Annotated in this window: 19 protein-coding genes; 8 read left to right on the top strand and 11 right to left on the bottom strand. The window is 64.3% G+C overall.

Annotated features, from left to right (window positions below):
- The 4 genes from NY023_RS14245 (at position 1) to NY023_RS14230 (ending at position 3,680) form a co-directional block, all read left to right on the top strand.
- Positions 1 to 1,107: a carboxylate-amine ligase gene (locus tag NY023_RS14245; RefSeq protein ID WP_013972640.1), complete on the top strand. Its 1,107-nt coding sequence runs from the start codon at positions 1 to 3 to the stop codon at positions 1,105 to 1,107.
- Between the two features lie 56 nt (positions 1,108 to 1,163).
- The gene (locus NY023_RS14240; RefSeq protein ID WP_013972639.1) at positions 1,164 to 1,751 is read left to right on the top strand and encodes a nucleosidase; all 588 of its coding nucleotides are present in this window, start codon (positions 1,164 to 1,166) and stop codon (positions 1,749 to 1,751) included.
- Positions 1,752 to 1,878: 127 nt separating this feature from the next.
- Entirely contained in the window at positions 1,879 to 2,784 is a 906-nt protein-coding gene (locus NY023_RS14235; RefSeq protein ID WP_013972638.1) for an SDR family oxidoreductase, read from the top strand.
- Between the two features lie 74 nt (positions 2,785 to 2,858).
- Positions 2,859 to 3,680 carry a Ku protein gene (locus NY023_RS14230; protein ID WP_013972637.1) on the top strand — a complete coding sequence of 274 codons (822 nt, stop codon included), beginning with the start codon at positions 2,859 to 2,861 and terminating at the stop codon, positions 3,678 to 3,680.
- Positions 3,681 to 4,044: 364 nt separating this feature from the next.
- Here the strand turns inward: NY023_RS14230 and NY023_RS14225 are convergent, their stop codons facing one another.
- The 5 genes from NY023_RS14225 to ligD are packed head-to-tail and all read right to left on the bottom strand — an operon-like array spanning position 4,045 to position 9,654.
- On the bottom strand, positions 4,045 to 4,704 hold the full coding sequence (locus NY023_RS14225) for a glycosyltransferase (RefSeq protein WP_013972636.1): 660 nt from the start codon (positions 4,702 to 4,704) through the stop codon (positions 4,045 to 4,047).
- A complete protein-coding gene (locus NY023_RS14220) occupies positions 4,701 to 5,300 on the bottom strand; it encodes a class I SAM-dependent methyltransferase (RefSeq protein WP_013972635.1) in 600 nt (199 codons plus the stop codon). Before NY023_RS14220 ends, NY023_RS14225 begins: the two co-directional genes overlap by 4 nt.
- Positions 5,301 to 5,311: 11 nt before the next feature.
- The gene (locus tag NY023_RS14215) at positions 5,312 to 6,067 is read right to left on the bottom strand and encodes a PIG-L deacetylase family protein (protein ID WP_013972634.1); all 756 of its coding nucleotides are present in this window, start codon (positions 6,065 to 6,067) and stop codon (positions 5,312 to 5,314) included.
- Positions 6,064 to 7,107, bottom strand: a complete 1,044-nt coding sequence (locus NY023_RS14210; RefSeq protein WP_013972633.1) for an acyl-CoA dehydrogenase family protein — start codon at positions 7,105 to 7,107, stop codon at positions 6,064 to 6,066. The genes NY023_RS14215 and NY023_RS14210 overlap by 4 nt, the downstream gene beginning before the upstream one ends.
- 54 nt (positions 7,108 to 7,161) lie before the next feature.
- Positions 7,162 to 9,654 (bottom strand): DNA ligase D, encoded by a 2,493-nt coding sequence (ligD, locus tag NY023_RS14205; protein WP_013972632.1) that lies wholly within the window; start codon positions 9,652 to 9,654, stop codon positions 7,162 to 7,164.
- Between the two features lie 128 nt (positions 9,655 to 9,782).
- On the opposite strand from ligD, the gene NY023_RS14200 reads away from it, so the two are divergent.
- Together NY023_RS14200 and NY023_RS14195 are read left to right on the top strand one after the other, a co-directional pair.
- Positions 9,783 to 10,247, top strand: a complete 465-nt coding sequence (locus tag NY023_RS14200; RefSeq protein WP_013972631.1) for a hypothetical protein — start codon at positions 9,783 to 9,785, stop codon at positions 10,245 to 10,247.
- Positions 10,244 to 10,468 (top strand): metallothionein, encoded by a 225-nt coding sequence (locus NY023_RS14195; RefSeq protein WP_023661123.1) that lies wholly within the window; start codon positions 10,244 to 10,246, stop codon positions 10,466 to 10,468. Before NY023_RS14200 ends, NY023_RS14195 begins: the two co-directional genes overlap by 4 nt.
- A gap of 193 nt (positions 10,469 to 10,661) precedes the next feature.
- On the opposite strand, the gene NY023_RS14190 is transcribed toward NY023_RS14195, so the two are convergent.
- From NY023_RS14190 to NY023_RS14170, 5 genes are read right to left on the bottom strand one after another with little or no spacing between them, the layout of a single operon-like run.
- Entirely contained in the window at positions 10,662 to 11,090 is a 429-nt protein-coding gene (locus NY023_RS14190) for a hypothetical protein (protein ID WP_023661124.1), read from the bottom strand.
- Positions 11,091 to 11,124: 34 nt separating this feature from the next.
- Positions 11,125 to 12,072, bottom strand: a complete 948-nt coding sequence (locus NY023_RS14185; RefSeq protein WP_013972628.1) for a lysylphosphatidylglycerol synthase domain-containing protein — start codon at positions 12,070 to 12,072, stop codon at positions 11,125 to 11,127.
- A complete protein-coding gene (clsB, locus tag NY023_RS14180; protein ID WP_013972627.1) occupies positions 12,072 to 13,274 on the bottom strand; it encodes a cardiolipin synthase ClsB in 1,203 nt (400 codons plus the stop codon). The genes NY023_RS14185 and clsB overlap by 1 nt, the downstream gene beginning before the upstream one ends.
- The gene (locus NY023_RS14175; protein ID WP_013972626.1) at positions 13,271 to 14,056 is read right to left on the bottom strand and encodes an endonuclease/exonuclease/phosphatase family protein; all 786 of its coding nucleotides are present in this window, start codon (positions 14,054 to 14,056) and stop codon (positions 13,271 to 13,273) included. Before NY023_RS14175 ends, clsB begins: the two co-directional genes overlap by 4 nt.
- Complete coding sequence (locus tag NY023_RS14170; protein ID WP_013972625.1) at positions 14,053 to 14,970, bottom strand: DUF72 domain-containing protein; 918 nt, start codon at positions 14,968 to 14,970, stop codon at positions 14,053 to 14,055. Before NY023_RS14170 ends, NY023_RS14175 begins: the two co-directional genes overlap by 4 nt.
- A gap of 165 nt (positions 14,971 to 15,135) precedes the next feature.
- Here NY023_RS14170 and NY023_RS14165 point away from each other — a divergent pair, with 165 nt between their 5' ends.
- Together NY023_RS14165 and NY023_RS14160 are read left to right on the top strand one after the other, a co-directional pair.
- The gene (locus tag NY023_RS14165) at positions 15,136 to 15,510 is read left to right on the top strand and encodes a low affinity iron permease family protein (protein WP_003259456.1); all 375 of its coding nucleotides are present in this window, start codon (positions 15,136 to 15,138) and stop codon (positions 15,508 to 15,510) included.
- A gap of 22 nt (positions 15,511 to 15,532) precedes the next feature.
- Entirely contained in the window at positions 15,533 to 16,084 is a 552-nt protein-coding gene (locus NY023_RS14160; RefSeq protein WP_003259457.1) for an ATP-dependent Clp protease proteolytic subunit, read from the top strand.
- Between the two features lie 108 nt (positions 16,085 to 16,192).
- On the opposite strand, the gene NY023_RS14155 is transcribed toward NY023_RS14160, so the two are convergent.
- On the bottom strand, positions 16,193 to 16,591 hold the full coding sequence (locus NY023_RS14155) for an NUDIX hydrolase (RefSeq protein WP_024087133.1): 399 nt from the start codon (positions 16,589 to 16,591) through the stop codon (positions 16,193 to 16,195).
- Positions 16,592 to 16,650 lie beyond the last annotated feature (59 nt).

The raw sequence follows: 16,650 nt of genomic DNA, 5'->3' as shown, positions 1-16,650 counted from the left end.
ATGGCCCGACCCTGCACGTTCGGCATCGAGGAAGAATACCTGCTGGTGAACCTGAACACGGGGCAGGTGCCAGCCACACCTTCGCCAGCCGTGCTCGGGCGTTGTCGCAAGGCGCTGGGCCAGCCTTTTGCCCAGGAAATGTTCCGCAGCCAGATCGAGGTGGCCTCGCCGGTGTTCGCCAACCTGTTCGAGGCACGCGAGTTCTTCCAGCACAGCCGCCAGCGGCTGAACACAGCGCTGGCCGAAGAGGGCATGGGCCTGTACGGCGCGGCAAGCCACCCCAATGCCGCCTGGCTGCGTCAGAAACCTGCAACCCCTGCGCATTACCAGCAACTGTTCGCTGACTACCGGCATGTGGCGCGGCGCAGCCTGCTCAACGGCCTGCATGTTCACGTGGGCGTACCGCCAGGTTGCGACCGCATCCAATTGATCAACCGTGTTCTGGGCTGGCTGCCTCTGTTGCTGGTGCTGAGCACGTCATCCCCGCTGTGGGCAGGCCAGTGCACCGGCTACATGAGCTACCGGCGGGTAATTTGCGGGGAGTGGCCGCACATGGGTTTGCCCGAGCCGTTGCCGGACTGGGCTGCCTACGAGCGCTACCGTGCATTGCTGCAACGCACAGGGTCGCTGGCCGCGGATGGCGACTTCTGGTGGGCGATCCGGCCTTCACGGCGCTTCCCGACGGTCGAACTGCGCATCTGCGATGGCTGCCCGCGGCTGGAGGACGCGCTGTGCATCGCCGCGCTATTTCGCCACCTGGTCGAGCACAGCATCGTGTACCGGCACGACTCGTCCGCCTGCAACCGCGAGCAGCGCTGGATCACCCAGGAAAACTACTGGCGCGCCATGCGCCATGGGCGCCAGGGCGAGTTCATTGGCCTGCATGAGCAGCAGCCGGTCACGGCCGTAGGTTGGTTGGCCCAGTTGCAGGAACAGTTGCCGATCGACACTGTAGACGCCGAACGCGCCTTCCTGCATGCACAGCGCCTGCTGCGCGATGGCACCCATGCCGACCAGCAGCTGCAATGCCTGGCCCAGGCCAGCGCTGCAGGCTTGGGCAGGGCGCAGGCATTACGAGCCGTGGTGGCCGCCGGGGCTTGCAATTAGCCGGGGTTGACCGAAAATGGCCGCGCCTTTCGCAGCCACCCGGAACCACCTGCGCCATGATGCTGATCAAGCAATTCCCCGACATTTCCCTGGACGACACGTTGTTTGTCTTCGCCCTCGAAGCCGAGGCCGGCGATGTATTCGCTGACGTCAACACCGTGTTCACCGGCATCGGCAAGGTCAATGCCGCCATCGCCCTGACCAAGGCCATTGCTGCGCGCCGGCCCAGGCTGATCGTCAACCTCGGCTCGGCCGGCAGCCAGGGCCATGGCAAGGGCGAGGTGGTGTGCTGCACCCGCTTCGTGCAGCGCGACATGGACGTGACCCCACTGGGCTTCGCCCGTTACCAGACACCTTTGTCGGACATCCCGGTGGTGCTGGAGCATGGGGCGCAGATCCCCGGCCTGCCCCTGGAGACCTGCGGCAGTGGTGACAGCTTCGAGATCAACCATGGCGATGCACCCTATGACGTGGTCGACATGGAAGCCTACGTGTTGGCGCTGATCGCACGCAGCGAAGGCATCCCGTTCGTGTGCCTGAAGTACATTTCCGATGATGCCGGCAGTGACGCGGCGCAGGACTGGGCGGTACAGGTGCACTTGGCTGCCGAGGCCTTCAGGCGGGTGCTGTTTAGCCCGGTGTGACCGCTGGTCGGTGTTTGGGCCAGTCGAAAAAAACCATCGATGAGGGCTCTCCTCGAAAACGGTAAGACGGCCTTCGCGGGCAAGCCCGCGAATGGGCCAACACCGGTACACCAGAGGAGAGGCCCCCATGCCTAACAAACCCCACGACCAGTTCAGCATGCAGAACCCGCTGACCCAGTACCCGCATCCACCATTCCCGGCCCAAGGCCAACCAGCACCGGGGCTGGATGCCAACATGCAGCCCGAGCCAGACCACGGCGAAACCACCTACAAGGGTTTTGGCCGCCTGGCAGGGCGCAAGGCGCTTATCACCGGTGCGGATTCGGGCATCGGCCGTGCAGTGGCCATCGCCTTTGCCCGTGAGGGTGCCGACATTGCCCTCAACTACATGCCCATCGAGCAACCCGATGCCCGCGAAGTCATCAAGCTGATTGAAGCCGAAGGCCGCAAGGTGGTGGCAATTGCCGGTGACCTGAAGGATGAGCAGTTCTGCAAGGAGCTGGTCGACCAGGCCCATGAGCAACTTGGCGGGCTGGACATCCTGGTCAACGTCGCCGGCAAGCAGGAGGCGCGCAAGGACATCAGCCAGATCAGCCACGAACAGTTCGATCACACCCTGAAAACCAACGTCTACGCGCTGTTCTGGCTGTGCCAGGCAGCTGTTCCGCTGATGCCGGCGGGGGCGACCATCATCAATACCGCCTCGATCCAGTCCTACCAGCCTTCGGCCACCTTGCTCGACTATGCCACCACCAAGGCCGCGATCGTCGCCTTTACCAAGGCCTTGGCCAAGCAGGTTATCGAGCGCGGCATCAGGGTCAATGCCGTGGCCCCGGGGCCTATCTGGACCGTGCTGCAGCCCAGTGGCGGCCAGCCGCCGGAGAAAATCCCCGAGTTCGGCGCACAAACGCCGATGAAGCGACCGGGGCAACCCGCCGAGTGTGCGCCGGTGTATGTGTTGCTGGCCAGCCAGGAGTCCAGCTACATCACCGGCGAGGTGTTCGGCGTGACCGGCGGCAACCCGCTGCCGTAGGGCGGGGCGTTTAAACCTTCGCCGCCCGTTGCAGTCGATTCAGGTATTGGCAGGCAACCCTGGGAGCACCTTCAATGGCTAGGGCAATCTGGAAAGGCGCCATCAGTTTCGGCCTCGTGCATATCCCCGTGGCCCTCAATACCGCGGTGCGCACCGAGCGGGTCGATTTCGACTGGCTCGACAAGCGCAGCATGGAGCCGGTCGGCTACAAGCGGGTGAACAAGGTCACTGGCAAGGAAATCGACAAGGAAAACATCGTCAAGGGCGTCGAGTTCGAGAAGGGCCGCTACGTGGTGATCAGCGAGGAGGAAATCCGCAAGGCCCGGCCCGAGGCGACCCAGACGATCGATATCTTTTCCTTCGTGGAGGCTGGCGAGATCCCGCTGCAGCACTTCGACACGCCGTATTACCTTACCCCCGACCGCCGTGGCGGCAAGGTATACGCCTTGCTGCGCGAAACCCTGGCGAAGACCGGCAAGGTGGCGCTGGCCACGGTAGTGCTGCACACCCGCCAGCACCTGGCGTTGTTGCGGCCGCTGGATGATGCACTGGTGATGATCACCTTGCGCTGGCCTGAAGAAGTGCGTGGGCTGGAAACGCTGGAGCTGGACAGCAGCGTCACCGAGGCCAAGGTGGACAAGCGCGAACTGGGCATGGCCAAGCGGTTGGTCGAAGACATGAGCGGGCAGTGGAAGCCTGCGGATTACCACGATGCCTTTCGCCAGACCATCATGGACCTGGTGGAAGAAAAGGCCAGCAAGGGCAAGATCGAGACCGTGGAGAAGGGCGAGGCGACGGAAGCAGGGAAAGGCGCGGACATCCTCGACCTCACCGAACTGCTCAAGCGCAGCCTCGGTGGCAAGAAGCCGGCGAAGAAGACACGCAAGGCGTCGTGAAAGAGATCGTCCCCGCAAGCCAGCTCGCATGGAACTGTACATAACGCGGGGCTCCTGTGGGAGCGGCTTTAGCCGCGAACACCGGCGCAGCCGGTGCCATGCACCGCATTGAATTCTTCGCGGCTAAAGCCGCTCCCACAGGTACAGCGTTGCTCTCGAGGTTGTCGCTGTACCTGTGGGAGCGGCCTTGTGTCGCAAAAGGGCCGCAACGCGGCCCCAGGATTGATGCGCAACAGTTGAAATTGCTGGGGCTGCTTTGCAGCCCTTTCGCGACACAAGGCCGCTCCCACAGGGATCGCGCCAACTTTTAGAATTTGAGCAAGACAGTTGCTACCACAGGGTACGCGCCGCCTGCAAACCAGCATCAGATCTGAGTCTGCAACCCCGCCAGATAATCACCAAACCCTTCGCGGGCGCGGCTGTCGCGCCGGCTGCTGGTGGCCACGCTGTGCCTGGCGGTCCATACGATCTGCGCACCACTGGCCTGCAGGTCGCTGACCAGTTGCACATCCTCATGCGCCGCCAGTGGCTGGAAGCCGCCCACGCGATCATAGGCGTCGGCACACACTCCCAGATTGGCCCCATGCACATGCCGATGCCCTTCATGTGCCTGGTAACGGCTGTGGTACAGCTTGCGCAAGGCCGCTGTCTGCCAGGGTTGCCAGTACTCGACGTGCACCGTGCCGCACACTACCTCGGCCCTGCAGGCCAGTTGCGACAGCAGCCAGTGCGCCGGCACCCTGCTGTCGGCATCGGTGCACGCCAGCCACTGCGCGCCGCGCTCGAGCATGTATGCCGCGCCAACCCGGCGGGCCATACCGACGTTGCCGGCATCCACGGTCAGCACCTGTACACCGAACCGCCTTGCCACGGCGGCGCTGCCATCGCTGCAGCGGTCCAGCACCACCAGCACCTCCACCTGGTGCCCCGCCTGCTGCGCCTGCAGGGCGGCAGCCTGTACTGCCCGCAGGCAGCGCCCAAGGCGCCGGGCCTCATTGTGGGCCGGGATCACCACGGCAATCATGGGCAGGTCTCATCGAGGTCGACCACGCTGGGCTGAGAGGACCAGTACTCCAGCAAGAAGTCCGCCTCGTCATGCTGGAACTGCAGATACAGCGGAAGGTGCCGGGCCAGCATGCGGTGCACTTCACGCCCGTCCTGCGGGCAGCCGGCGATGGGATGCTTCCAGTGGCAGGCCAGCAGCCCGCCGTCGTAGGTCAGGCTGGCCACCGACTGTTCGATCACCTGCAACCAGTCGGTCGGGTCGAGGTAGTAACCCACCTCGCTCAGCACGATCAGGTCGAAACGCCCACCTGGCCAGTCCGCCGGCAGCCGCGCCAGTTCCACCGAGACATTGCGCAGCCCAGCCAAGCGTTCACCGGCCAGCGCTACCGCAGTAGGGTCCAGGTCCTGGCACACCAGGTTGGCACAACGCTCGGCCAGCAAGGCGCTGAGCTCGCCATTGGCGCAAGCGGGCTCGAACACGCGCTGGTAGCACTGGCGCGGCAGGCAGGCCATGACCAGCTCGCGCTTGCGCTTTTCGTACCAGCGGGTGCGAAAGGCCCAAGGGTCTTCACTGGTGGCGTACAGGTCGGCGAAATACTGTGGGTCGAGGCTCATGACAACTCCATTTACAGGAACACCAGTTCGAAAGGTTGCAGCAGACAATCCAGCAAGTTCGGCGGCAGTACGGGCGGGCGCTGGCCGTCCGGTTCGAGTTGGCTGACATGGGCGGCCAGGGCCTTGCGCTTGCGGGCCAGGCGGGCCTCGTCCAGCTGAATGCGGTGGGCACGCGGCCACGGCAGACGCGGGTCGTCCGGTCGTGCCCAGTGCCACGCCCACACGGGTACTTCCAGGCATTGCGCCTTGCGCATCCGGGCCGCCTGCGCGGCAGCCCGGCCTACGGCTTCGTGGTCACAGTGGCCATCGCCGCTCCAGGTAGCCATCAGCAGGTCGTCAGGCCTGAGCAACTGGCTCAGGTGGTTGAGCAGAAATGCCTCGTCACGTGGCAACGCGCCGTCCTTGAGGTGGAGCCGTCGCCAGTCCAGGCGGCCGAGGTCTAGGTCAAGCTGTTGCAGGGCATGGTGGCTCTCCAGTGGCCTTTGCCGGCGCAGGCGGCGTTCGCTCCAGTGGGTAGAGCCAGGGTGGCTGGCTTCACCATCGGTGGCGGAGATCAACACCAGGTCGTCTTCCCGGCCGTGGAAGCCCGCCAGCAGCCCGCCGGCCATGAGAATCTCGTCATCGGGGTGCGGTGCCAGCAGCACCAGGCGGCGGCCCGGCGGGCACAATTGCTGAGGGGTGATCCAGGTGGCCCTGGCCAGGTGCGCGGCCTGCTGCCAGTCCGCCCACGGTGTACCGCTGTTCGCCTGGATCAGGTTCTCGCTCATAGTTGCCAGACTCCCGCCGGCTGTTTTGCCAATTGCTCCCCGAGCGCCGCCAGGTCGCGCTCGGCATGGCTCTGGCGCAGGAACACCGGCAAGTCGGCACTCAGCCGGGCAAAGTGGTTGTCACGGCAGAAAGGAGTGGCGCCCAGCGCCCGGCCAACGTGGTGGATCACCTGTTCAACGGCCTGTTCTACCTGGGCGCGGGTGCGGCGCACTTCGAAGCTGGCGTCTGAGCCTGGCTGGCGGTCGATCCATGCCGCGCATTCGCGCAGTGCCGCCCTGGCGCCGTACAAGGCGGAGTCGACTGCGCCCAGGTGAGCGTCGGCATGTGGGTCGGGGCGGGGGTTGCGGCAGTGTTCGCGCAGGTAATCGGCCAACGCCTCGGCGGCGCCGTACCAGCAGGCTGCAATGCCAGCACCGCCATGCCAGAAGCCGGGGCGTGACAGGTATTGCCCGGGGCGGCCGATGGCGATGCCAGGGGTGTGGTTGAACTCGACTTCGACACTGGCGGTGGTGGCCATGCCAATGGCCTGCCAGCGGTCTATGGCAAGGCCCTGGCTGGGATGGGACAGTTCGATGGCCACCAGCTGGGGTTGGTCATGCTGGTCCCAGGCCGTGACCAGCGCCCGATCGATCTGCAGTGCGCCCGAACACCAGGCCTTGCGACCCTCCAGGCGGACCTGGTCGCCATCACGGGCGACAATGCAGGCGCGGGCATCCGGCGGTTCGGCGGCCCACACGCCCCATATACCCTCGGCAGCGTGGTGTGCAGCCGCGCATTCGGCAAGGATCGCCAACGCGTCGGTGTGGCCCTCGTACAGCTTGGCCAAGACCAGGTCACAGCCTGCCACCCGGGCGAGGGTTTGCCAGCGCCGTAGCGTATTGCCCTGGCCGGGCAGGGGCAGCAGGTCGAGGTGGTCGGCTTGCAGTGCCTGAATCAGCTGCGGCAACTGGGTATCGAGGTTGAGCGGTTGCTGCCGCTCGCCGAAGGCTCGCAACAGGCGATCGAGGTTGGTCAGGTCAAAATCCTGGACAATGCTCATGGGCTCGGCTCCTTGGTCAGGCATTGCGGGGGTAGCGCTGAAGGCAAGCCGTCATCAGGCCAGCCCCAGCTGCTTGCGCATGCCCACGGTGATCGATTGCCTGGTCTTGCCATAATCGGCCCAGGGGTCGTCGACATCACCCAGGCGTTCAAGCACGTTGCCGATGTTCCACTGGTTGGCGCCCTTGAGTTGCGGCAGTTCCTCGCGCCAGATCGGCACGGATACCGGCAGGCCTTCGCGTGCGCGCAGGGTATACGCGCAGGCGGTGGTAGCCCCCTTGCCGTTGCGCAGGTAGTCGATGAAGATGCGCCCGATGCGATTTTTGGGCCCGGACACGGCACTGAGCCTGTCGGGGAACAACCTGGCCAGGTAATCGACGATGCCGTGGCTGAATGCCTTGACTTCATCCCAGCTGGCACGCCGGGTCAGGGGCACTACCAGGTGCATGCCTTTGCCGCCACTGGTCTTGAGAAAAACCTTCAGGCCCAGCTCATCCAGCAAGGTGAGGGCCAGTTGGGTGGCTTCCAGCATGGCCTTCCACGGCAGTGCCGGGTCCGGGTCAAGGTCGAGGACGAAGCGGTCGGGCTTGTCGAAGTCCTTGTCGGTGGCGTTCCAGGTGTGCAGTTCGAGCATGTTCATCTGCACTGCGCCGATCAAGGTGTCGGCGCGATTGATGACCATCGCCGCCTGGCCGGCCTCGGCCTTGTCATAGCTGAGCACGTTGGGCAGATGCAACTGGCCGGCGTTCTTCTGGAAGAACAGCTCCCCGGCCAGCCCGTCCGGAGCACGTACCAGCGCCACCGGGCGATTCTTGAGCTGGGGCAGTATCCATTGGCTGACTGCGGCGTAGTACTCGGCGACCTCGCGCTTGGTAACGCCGCTGGTGGCGTCGACCACCCGCTTGGGGTGGGTCAGGCGCAGCTCGCCCAAAGCCTCGGGGGCCTTGGCCTGCTTGCGCTTGGGCAGGGTCTTGGCGGGCATGCTGCGCTCCAGGTCGATGGCGGTAGCCGGTTTGTCATCGCGCAGGCCGTGGAACACCGAGTGGCGCACGATGCCGTCACGGGTCATCTGGGCATAGGCGACTTCGGCCAGCAGTTGCGGTTTCAGCCAGTGCACGCCCCGGGCTTCGGCCCCGGTGGGCGGGTTGGGCAGGGCCGGCTTGGCGGTTTCCAATGGTTTGAGCCGGGCATGGATGCTGGCCAGCGTGGTTGCACTGAAGCCGGTGCCGACCTTGCCGGCATAGCGCAACTCGCCGCTGTCGTTGTCGTGCAAGGCCAGCAGCAGGGCACCAAAGCCGCTGCGGCTGCCTTTGGGGTCGGTGTAGCCGACGATCACGAACTCCTGGCGCTGCTTGCACTTGAGCTTGATCCAGTCGGGGCTTCGGCGGCCGCTGTAGGGGCTGTCGACGCGCTTGCCGATCAGGCCTTCGAGTTGCAGCCGGCAGGCGCTGTCGAGCAGGGATTCGACCGGCTGGTCAAAATCGTCGGAGTACTTGAGCACGTCCGATTCGTTGTGCTCCAGCAGGCGCTGCAGGGTGTCTCGCCGGTCCTGCAGCGGTAACTGGCGCAGGTCCTGGCTGCCCAGGAAGGGCAGGTCGAACAGGTAATAGGTGATGTGCTCGTCATGCTCGGTGTCGAAAGCGTTCTGCAGCGCCTGGAAGTCCGCCGCGCCGTTTTCGCCAGCCACCACCACCTCGCCATCGAGCCAGGCCGAATCGAGGCCCAGCGCGCGCAAAGCGGCAACCTGCCTGGGCATCTTGCCGCTCCAGTCATGGCCATTGCGGGTGAACAGGCGCACGTCATCACCGTCGATGCGGGCAAGGATGCGGTAACCGTCGAACTTGACCTCGTAGCGCCAGTCGCCACTGGGCGGGGAGTCGACCAAGGTCGCCAGTTGTGGCTGCAGCTGCGCCGGCAACGGCACCTTCCGGCCTTTGCTGGCGGCTTTGCGACGTGGCGCGGCGGCCTTTTTTGCTGTCGGCTTGCGCGGCACCAGCGTGCGGTCGCTGAGCACGCTGTCGGGCTGGGCGTCGACGATGCTGTAGTCGGCTTCGCTGCGCGCCTGGCTGTCGTGCGACTTGACCAGCATCCACTGCTCCTTCTTGCCGGCCAGGTGGGTGCGGAACAGGTTCCATACACCGCCGAGCTTTTCGCCTTGCAGGCGGAAACGCAGTTTGCCCTTGGCATAGGCCTCATGCGCATCACCTTCGGGCTCCCAGATGCCCCGGTCCCAGACGATCACGTCGCCCGCGCCGTAATGCCCTTCGGGGATATGGCCTTCGAAGTCGGCGTAGTCCAGCGGGTGGTCCTCCACGTGCACGGCCAGGCGGCGCACCTTGGGGTCCAGCGACGGCCCTTTGGGGATGGCCCAGCTTTTCAGCGTGCCATCGAGTTCCAGGCGGAAGTCGTAGTGCAGGTGGCTGGCATCGTGCTTCTGGATGCAGAACTGCAGCGCGTGGGCCCGCTTGCCACGGCTGCGCTTGCCGCTGGGCTCGGGCGTGGCATTGAAGTCGCGCTTGCGCGCATATTCCTGCAGGGGCTTGGCCATGGCGGGCTCCGGGCGATTCGCAGTCTCTAATCTGGGAGGCAACGGCCCGGGCGGTAGTTCAAAAAAACTCTGAATCTTCAAACAGCAAGTGCAGTCGACCGAATGAAGCCACCTGACGGAGAACGCACATGGCCCGAACAGAAAAACCGAAGCCCTATACCCCCACTGAAATCGACGACACCGAAGACCGCATGGGCAGCGTGCATGAACTGGACTTCGACGAGCGCCTGGACGAGCGCGAGGGGCGTGCGGGTGACGAGCGACCGGCCGCGGACGTGGCCCGCGAGTTCCCGCCCCGGCGCGTGGCCGAAAGCGGCATGACTGGCGGCGAGGCGTTGAGCGACAGCCTGCACGAGGACAACGTCACCTACGACGACCTGAGCCCGGACACCTTGCTGGACGAGACCGGTGCCCGTGACCCGCACGAACCCGGTGGCAGCGGTGGCCCTGCAGACAAGACCCTTAGGCGGGTAGAGGCCAATGAGATTGGCGGCGGCATAGGCCTGGACGAAGCCGAACTGGCCCGCTCCGCACCGCTTGATGGCGAACCGTGGACCGATGATGTGATCGATGACGAGGAGAGCAAGCCATGAACGAGTTGCGTTGTGCCTGTGCAGATTGTTCCTGCACCGTGGATGCCAATGCCTTGCGGCTCGAAGGCAAGGTGTATTGCTGCGAGGCCTGTGCCAACGGGCATCGCAATGGCGAGCCGTGCCGGATGCCGGATTGCCACTGCGGGGAAAAAACCAAGGAAAGTGCCGTGGACAATGCGCTGGACGAGACTTTCCCGGCGAGTGACCCGATCTCGCCCTGAAACATCGCCGTCCCATAGGTTCTGCATAGGTCTATAGGGCTGTGATGATCCTGTGGGAGCGGCCTTGTGTCGCGAAAGGGCCGCAAAGCGGCCCCGGCAATTTTCCGTGCGAAGCTGAAATCCTGGGGCCGCGCTGCGGCCCTTTCGCGACGCAAGGCCGCTCCCACAAAAAGCAGCGCGCGAGCCTGCAGAATCAGTGAGTCTGCCAGATGCCGTTGCTACGCTCGCAATCGGTGCGGGCCTGGCCCAGGCTGGGAGTGTCGTAGTAGTAGGTGATTACCCGCGCATCCTTGGGCAACGACGGCTTGTCACCGCCAGTTGCCTTGGGGTTGGCCAATGCCTCCTGGGTCAATGGCGCGATGCAACTGCCAACGCTGCCATCGGCACAGCGCGCGACCTTGTGCTTTTCGCTGTTGAGCATGTCCTTGCTCTCATTGCTGCACGACCAGTTGATCGCTTCGGCGGGCAGGTTGCTGTAGCTGTAGCAGCTGTGTCGCTCCACCGGCGTTACCGCCTCGCTGGAGGAGCGAGTGAGCACGTTGCAGGCTTCGGCCAGGGCCTGGCCGCTGAGCAGGCTGGCCATCATCAATATCAACATCGGCTTCAAGACAGCGCCACGCATTTGCCACCTCCCGGGCCAATGGCCCTTGTCAGGTCTAGGCAGGCTTGTCGCGCCGGCGCATGGCCTTGGCGCGTTTCTCGAGGATCAGGTAGACAAGCACCGCCAGCAACAGCGGCACCAGGTAGTACAGCGTGCGGTAGCCCAGCAGGGCCGCCACCAGCGTGCCCTGGGCAAGCTGCCCATGCAGCAGGGCCAGGAACACCGTTTCCAGCACACCCAGCCCGGCCGGGATATGCGCAACCACACCAGCAACGCAGCTGATCAGCAGGATGCCGAGAATCGACGGGTAAAAGGCTTCGCCAGGCAGCAACCAGAAGATCAGCAGCGCCATCAGCGCCCAGTTGCTGGCACCCAGTACCACCTGGCACAGCGCCAGGCGCAGCGACGGCAGCGTTACCTCATGGTCGCGCCAGCGCCAGGTGCGCTTTTTGGCGAAGCCACAGGCCAGCAGGTAGCCAGCGGCAATCGCCAGCAACACCACGCCGATCAGTTGCAGGCCGCTGGCACCGACCGCCCAGTTGGCGGGCAGCTCGACCAGGCGCAAGGCGAACACGGTGCCAGCCAGCAGCATGTAGCCCATCCAGTTGGTCAGCAGGCCCAGGGTGAGGATGCGGGTGATGGTAGCCGTGTCCAGGCCCAGGCGGCTGTACAGCCGGTAGCGCAAGGCAACGCCACCCACCCAGGTGGTGAAGTTGAGGTTGAAGGCATAGCACACGAAAGCCACTGGCAAAACCTGACGTGCCGGCAGGTGGTGGCCGGTGTAGGCTCGGGCCAGCAGGTCGTAGCTGGCGAACGTCAGGTAACTGCACCCGGCCAGCGCCAGGCCTATGGCCAGAGTGCCGGGCTTGTAGGCCAGCAACGACTGGCGCACCTCGTTCCAGTCCAGGTTGCGCGCCAGCAGGTACAATAGCGCAGGGATCAGGATCAGGAATGCCAGGGTGAACAGCCGCTTGCCCCAGGTTTGCCAGTTCTTACGCGCCATCAGGTTTGGCCCTCGTGGTAGTCACCCTGTGCCTCGGCCTCCGGCTGCACCGAGCGCAGGTGCTGGCGGTGCGCCGGGAACCAGCCGGCAATCCGCGGGAAATGGCGGATCACGTGGAAGCACACGAATATCAACGGCGCCCGCCACCAGTATCCGCGAACCATGCGTTCCAGGGTGACCGGCTTGCATTGTTCGTGGGCCAGCTGCTGCAGGTGCTGGTTGAGCTGCTGGTTGAAGGCACGGTCACGGATGAACAGGTTCGCTTCCAGGTTGAACGACAGGCTGAGCGGATCCAGGTTGCTGGAGCCGACCGTGGCCCACTCATCGTCCACCAGCGCCACCTTGCCGTGCAGCGGCCGCTGGCAATACTCGTGAATGGCCACACCATCGCGCAGCAGGTAGTTGTACAACAGCCGCGACAGCGCCCGCACCCAGCGCATGTCTGGCTGGCCCTGCAGGATCAGCCGCACCTCCACGCCACGCCGGGACGCATTGCGCAGTTCACGCATCAACCGGTAGCCCGGGAAGAAATACGCGTTGGCCACCACGATGCGCTGCCGGGCGCTGCGAAACGCCTGCAGGTAGTGGGCTTCGATATCGGTGCTGCGCACCCCGTTGTCGCGCTCGACCAGCACGGCGCTGCAGGTACCGGCAGGCTCGGTCAGCGGCCGTACCGCGCTGGGCGGCTGCAGCACCGGCGACATCAAGCGCTTGCTGGCGGCATGCACCTGCGCCACCACCGGGCCGGCGACTTCCACGGCATAGTCCTGCTTGGCCATGGCACCAAAGTCGCCCAGGTGGTCGGCGCTGTAGTTGATGCCGCCAATGAAGGCCCGCTCGCCATCGACGACCACGATCTTGCGGTGCAGGCGCCGGAACAGGTTGGTGCGCATGCCCACCAGCCTTGGCTGAGGGTCGAAGGCATGGAAACTGACCCCGGCATCGGTCATGGCCGCAATGAAGGAGTCGGGCAGGTCGGCCGTGCCATAGCCATCCACGGCCACTTCGACACGTACGCCGCGTTGGGCGGCATCGATCAGCACCTGCTGCAATTGCTGGCCAACCTTGTCATCGAAAATGATGAAGGTCTCCAGCAGGATTTCCTCCCGCGCCTGGGCCATGGCCTCGAACACGCGGGGGTAGTATTGCTCGCCATTGATCAGCAACTGCACGCTGTTGCCGTCTACCCAGGGTCGGTTCACAGTTTGATCTCCGCAGCCAGAGGGGCGTGGTCGGAAAGGTGCGACCACGGGTACTTCGACAGCACCTGGGCCGTGCCGGGCATGGCATTGCGCAGGTAGATGCGGTCCAGGCGCAACAGCGGCAGACGCGCCGGAAAACTGCGCGCCGGGGTGCCGAAATGTTCGCCGAAGGCCTCTACCAGGTGTTCGCATAGCACGGCATCGGCCTTCAGCCGCCAATCGTTGAAATCGCCGGCGATGATTACCGGCGCCTTGGGCGGCAGGCTGTCGAGCAGGTCCAGCAGCAGCTTTACCTGGCGTTGCCGATGGGCCTCGCGCAGGCCGAGGTGCACGCACACCGCATGCACCTGGTCATGGCCCGGCACCTCCAGCTGGCAATGCAGCAGCCCGCGCTGCTCGTTGCCCTGCACCGAGACATCCAGGTTGTCGAAGCGGCTGATGGGGAATTTCGACAGCAGCGCATTGCCGTGGTCCCCATGGGGGTACACCGCATTGCGGCCGTAGGCGAACTGCGGCCACATGCTGTCGGCCAGGAACTCGTACTGTGGCGTATCCGGCCAGGCCGGGTGGCGCAGGGCATGTTGCTGGTGGCTGCCGTGCACCTCCTGCAGGAACACCAGGTCGGCGCCGGTGGCGCGCACGGCTTCGCGCAACTCGGGCAGGATGAAGCGCCGATTGAAGAAGGTGAAGCCCTTGTGCACGTTCAACGTCAGCACATTCAGCCGACGCACGGCGGTGATCTTGTCGATGATGCCGTGCGGGGCAGGCAGGGTCCTGTTCACAGGGTCACCTCCGGCACCACGCCAGGCTCGGTCATCAGTTCATGGTCCAGCGACAGCTTCTGCAACAGGCGCCGGGCGTCATAAGGTGCATGGACTTTCTGGTCGTTGTCGAAATAGCAGTAGACGTCCCGGGCAGCGCGCCGTGGTGGCGGCCCAGGCACCACCAGCTGGGCATCGTCGGCCTGGCGGCCCTGGCTCCAGTGCTGGATGCGCTGCTTCCAGCGCCGCAGCGCCTGGGCGGTATAGCCACTACTGTACAGCTCGACATCGCCATGCAGGCGCATGTACACGAAGTCGGCGGTAAGGTCTTCGACATACGGCCATTTCCCGGCGCTGTCGGCCACGACCAGCGCTACCCGGTGCTTGCGCAGCAGCTTGATGAAGGCTTCGCACAAAAAGCTTTCGTTGCGAATCTCCACAGCGTGGCGCAGCCGAGCGTTGCCCTTGATATCGGTGCTGCCGTTGTCCCGCAGTTGTTGCGCACACCCCTGCGCGCATTCGCGGGCAGCCTTGCGACTGTGCGGCAACAGTTCGAGAAAACGGGCGAAGCGGGCCTCGTCGAACCTCATGTTGGGTGGAAACTGCCACAGGAATGGCCCGAGCTTCTTGCCGAGCAGCAGCGGCCCGGAAGCGAAAAAATTGGCCACTGCTTCTTCGATGTCCTTGAGCCGGCGTACATGGGTGATGTAGCGCGGGGCTTTTACCGCGAACACGAAGCCGGGCGGCGTCTGGTCATGCCAGCCCTGGTAGCGTTCGGGTGTTTGCAGGCTGTAGAACGAGCCGTTGATTTCAATGCTGTTGACCGCCCGCGAAGCGAACGCCAGTTCGTCGTCCTGGGGTAGGCCCTTCGGGTAAAAATCCTTGCGCCACGGGCCGTAGCGCCAACCGGAGATGCCGATGCGGATATCGCTCACGCTGCCTTCCTCATTGCCAGTCCTTGTTCGGTCACTCTGAAGGTGCGACTGGTGAACAGCGGCCAGGGTTCAGCACGGTTGACCAACGGAAAAGGCTGATGCGGCGTGGAACTTTGCGGCCCGCGGCGTTTCCACCGCATACCTGCTACGAGGAAGGGCACCAGGATGAAATTCGACCGTTTCGCCCAATGGCTGGCCAATTGGGCCGGCCGCCCGCTGACCTTCGGCATCGCCTGCCTGCTGATCCTGATCTGGGCAGTGACCGGGCCGCTGTTCGGCTTCAACGACACCTGGCAACTGGTGATCAACACCTCGACCACCATCATCACCTTCCTCATGGTGTTCCTGATCCAGAACACCCAGAACCGCGACAACGACGAACTGCACATCAAGATCGATGAGCTGTTGCGCACCACCCAAAAGGCGCACAAGGCGCTGCTGGACCTTGAAGACATGGATCCGGCCGAGCTGCATGCCCTGCGCAAGCAATACCGGCAGATGGCCGGGCAGGGTGACGATGCGCATTCAACCAAGGAATGACCTGCCAACCCTGGAGGCAAGCATGGCCAGACATATCGTCCACTTCACCGGGCCTATCAATTCATCCACCTGCGGCAACCTGATCAACACCTGTTCGCGGGCGTTGCAGCAGGGCGCCGACGTCCTGCAACTGAACATCGCCACCATGGGCGGCGAGTGCAGCTACGGGTTTACCTTGTACAACTTTCTGCGGGCGTTACCGGTCGAGGTGCATACCCACAACCTGGGCACGGTGGAATCCATGGGCAACATCATCTTCCTGGCCGGGGAACGGCGCACGGCATGCAGTTACAGCAAGTTCCTGTTTCATCCTTTCCACTGGACCTTGCATGGCTCGGTCGACCACTCACGCATGGCTGAATATGCGATGAGCCTGGATTATGACCTGCGGCTGTACGCGCAAATCGTCGCCGAGCGGACCGAAGGGGCGGACGAGGTGCTGGATGTACCACGGTATCTGATGGCCTACCCGCGGATACTCGGGCCCCGGGAGGCATTGGCGAACGGGATGATCCATGCCATAGACGAGATGCCGATCGAGGCGGAGGCTTGTCAGTGGAGTGTGCATGCCTAGCTGATTCCTGTGCCGGCCCTTTCGCGGGTGAACCCGCTCCCACAGGCATTCCACCGAACCTGTGGGAGCGGGTTCACCCGCGAAAGGGCCGGCACAGGTCAAGAAGATCTATCTGACCGACGCTGCCATTGCCCGGTCACACGCCAGCAACGAGCGGATCAGCAGCTTGATTTCGTCCTTGAGCATGGGCACCTGGTCCGGGTGAGCGAACCGGCAATCGGCAATTTCATGCAGCGCCTTGGGATGCGGGGCGTCGGCGAACTCCGCCTCGAACACATAATGCATGCGCTCTGCCGCTTCATGGCGCATCAACAGGGTCAGCGATTCTGCTTGCAACCCGGTTTCCTCAAGCAATTCACGCTCCGCTGCCTGCACCGGCGTCTCGCCGGGCTCTATCTTGCCGCCGGGCAGAGTCCAGGCGGCGTTGGGCTTTCTCACCCACAGCCATTTATGGGTTTGTTTGCCATGCCGGCAGATGATCGTTGCGCGATGCTTGACTGGTTTCATTCAGGCTCCCGGGCGAATCCCTCATTCCATGTAGATTCGGCCCCCGGCGGCAATGAACG

Origin of the sequence: Pseudomonas sp. NBB (genome assembly GCF_032701105.1) — a bacterium.
GTDB classification, from domain to species: Bacteria; Pseudomonadota; Gammaproteobacteria; order Pseudomonadales; family Pseudomonadaceae; genus Aquipseudomonas; species Aquipseudomonas asiatica.
This window is presented reverse-complemented; position numbering and strand designations above follow the sequence as displayed.